This window comes from uncultured Corynebacterium sp., assembly GCF_902489365.1.
Lineage (GTDB): Bacteria > Actinomycetota > Actinomycetes > Mycobacteriales > Mycobacteriaceae > Corynebacterium.
In genome coordinates, this window is the sequence record NZ_CABTZR010000152.1 from 1 (window position 1) to 2,512 (window position 2,512).

The 2,512-nt window shown below is 56.7% G+C and carries 2 protein-coding genes and 1 pseudogene; 1 reads left to right on the plus strand and 2 read right to left on the minus strand.

All coding sequences use genetic code 11. The features are described 5' to 3' along the window. Positions 1–866: pseudogene (locus RDN59_RS12005) on the minus strand (HNH endonuclease); the annotation flags it as partial. 326 nt (positions 867–1,192) lie between these two features. Here RDN59_RS12005 and RDN59_RS12010 point away from each other — a divergent pair. Beyond that, complete coding sequence (locus RDN59_RS12010) at positions 1,193–2,173, plus strand: DUF1648 domain-containing protein (protein ID WP_308608035.1); 981 nt, start codon at positions 1,193–1,195, stop codon at positions 2,171–2,173. 26 nt (positions 2,174–2,199) lie between these two features. Here RDN59_RS12010 and RDN59_RS12015 read toward each other — a convergent pair. Continuing rightward, positions 2,200–2,512, minus strand: a 313-nt coding sequence (locus tag RDN59_RS12015) for a S1 RNA-binding domain-containing protein (RefSeq protein ID WP_308608036.1), incomplete at its 5' end; no start/stop codon positions are given.

A 2,512-nucleotide genomic window follows, 5' to 3' on the forward strand; every position in this document is an offset into this window, starting at 1 on the left:
AGCAAGCGGATATGCGTAACCTTGTCAATCCACGCCTGCGTTGCCAACTGCGAGATCCACCCCACGCCACCGAGCCAGGCAGTGCGAGGGCGTTCTTCTGTGGCGGGACAGTACAGGTTGAGTACGATTTTTGCCTCCGCGGTGCCGCGGATGAGGTGCGTCAAAGCTTCGACACGGGTACAGCCGGCTGAGGTGGAGATGGATTCGAGGGTGGCTTTAAATTCGAGAGCGCGGGTCTTTTCCAGCTCCATAAAAACTTCCGCGAAGTTGTCGCCGTCTTCAAAACCGATGCTCTCTCCTACTATTTCGCGTTCTCCTGCGGGAAGCAGCGGATCAACATCACCCGGAAGGTTTTTGGGGCGAAGCTGAGGTTCAATTTCTTCGATAACCCGTTGCAGGAACTTATGCAGGCTGCGAACTCCCCGGAGCGCCTCGCCATGCTTACGGGGAATGACAAAGCGGGCAATTTCTTCTTCAACAGCTGCACGCACCTCTGGATCATGGAGCGGCGCTGTCGCGCGAGCAATGGTGATCAAATGCGCAAAGGGCAAATGAGCTCGAGCTTTAATAAAGGCACCCAGCCGGGGCATGCGCGCTAACTGAATGCCGACCTCTACATACTCGAGCGCTTTACCGCGGGAAATACCCAACTCGGGCGCGATTTCAGCAATGTATGCATCCACATCAACCTCAAGCGACTTCGGCGTGCAACCGCAAGCTATACCCAGCTCCAAGCGGTTGCGTTGGATACCCGTCACCGCCAACTGGTTCGTTGATGACTCGTGGAAAAACTGCGGCGCTTCAGGCAGCAGAGCCGCTTGGTAAACATCGGACGGTTGTTTGGCCGGACTACCTTTTTCAGACATTGTTCCCCCAAAGCCCCAACCCCACTCGGCGTCGGCGACCAGTGAATATCACTAGCCCAACGCCAAGAAGAGAAGCTCAAGTACTTTTGTTCTTGATACCACCATTTTAGCACTCGCGTTCGATTACACAACCCCTTTGGTGAAACTTTTTCGCCTGTCTTTGCGAGTGATATATTGATTGTCGCGAGGTGCATATTCTTGCGACAGGCCGCGCACGCTAAGACGGCGCGCTAGAACATCACGCTGATACAGCACGCCAATAACGACCGCCGCCGACCGCCGCCGACCGTCGCCACAAAGCATCCCCCCACTGATAGATTGTCTCCATGCCACAGATTCCACGCTTTGACCCCTGGATTGTTCGAGGAACAATCATCGCCCCGTGCGTTCTGGCCATTGCACAGCTTCTGTGGGTGATTGCTATTTCCGATCGGCTACCGGAACAAATAGCAACGCACTGGAGCGGCGGCGACACGCCGGATGGTTTCATGCCGCCGATTCAAAGCACCTTGATTACGGCCATCATCGTCATCGCATGTGCACAGATCGGTTGGCTCGGCGCCAAGACCAGTACGCCGCTTGTCGTACGCAAGCCAATTGCAATAACCAATCTCGCCCTCTGCGGCTTCTTAATCGGCATTGAATTCGCGATTATCATCCCGCAACTCGACACAACGGACCCTATGACCGCCCGAATCGGCTGGGTCTATGCAATAGCCGGCATCATCATCGGCCTAGTAGCTGCCCTATTCGTGACGCGCCACCTCAAGGACTACTCCTCGCTTACCGACGCCACGGTCACCGAACCTACATCGCCAGAGTTGCCCCACCGAGAAGGAGACCCAACTCCCATCGATGTCAGTGTGACCATCTCTAAGGGGGTCAAGGTCGCCCTCGCAGTCTGGTGCGTGGTGTCTGTAGCGCTCGCAGTGTTCCTGCCAAACCTCGGCATTATTTTCCTGCTGTGCACGCCGCTATTCCTCATTGCATATGAGACCGGCATGACACTAGATACCGCCCCAAAGACAGATTCCATCACTATTTTTAACGGTTGCGGACCATTGAAGATGAAGCACCGCATCGAGCTTCGAACCGTTAAGTACGCGGCACCGGGGAAATATAACTGGGCCGATGGTGGCGGTATTGGCCTTCGCCTCGGCAATGACGGTCGCATCAGCGTTGCGGCCCGGTCGGGCGAGGCCGTCAAGATTGAGACCTCAGGCTCCAACTACACCATCGTCGTACCGGATGGAATGGCTGCGACTGTCGCGGGAGAGATTAACAGCCGCATCGACGCTATGCGCTAATAGGCTATGCGCCAAAAGCTCAAGCGCTAAAAGCCCGCCCTGCGCAGCGCGTCGGCCATGGAACCGCCCTGCTTCTTGTTCTGGGAACCGCGCTTGCGCCCCTTGCCGTGACCATCACCACGACGACCATCACCACGACCTTCACGGCGACCGCCGCCACGCTTTGGTTTGGCATCCGAGGCATCGTCGTCAAGCCTGAGCGATAGACCGATGCGATTTCGTTCGACGTCAACGTCGAGAACCTTTACCTTGACCACCTCGCCCGAGCGGACGACCTCATGTGGGTCGGAGACGAAACCGCGGGCCATGTTGGAGACGTGGACGAGACCGTCCTGGTGG

What these genes read in the sequence shown, in the direction of transcription:
- RDN59_RS12010 (WP_308608035.1), top strand. Translation starts at nt 1,193, where the DNA reads ATGCCACAGATTCCACGCTTTGACCCCTGGATTGTTCGAGGAACAATC.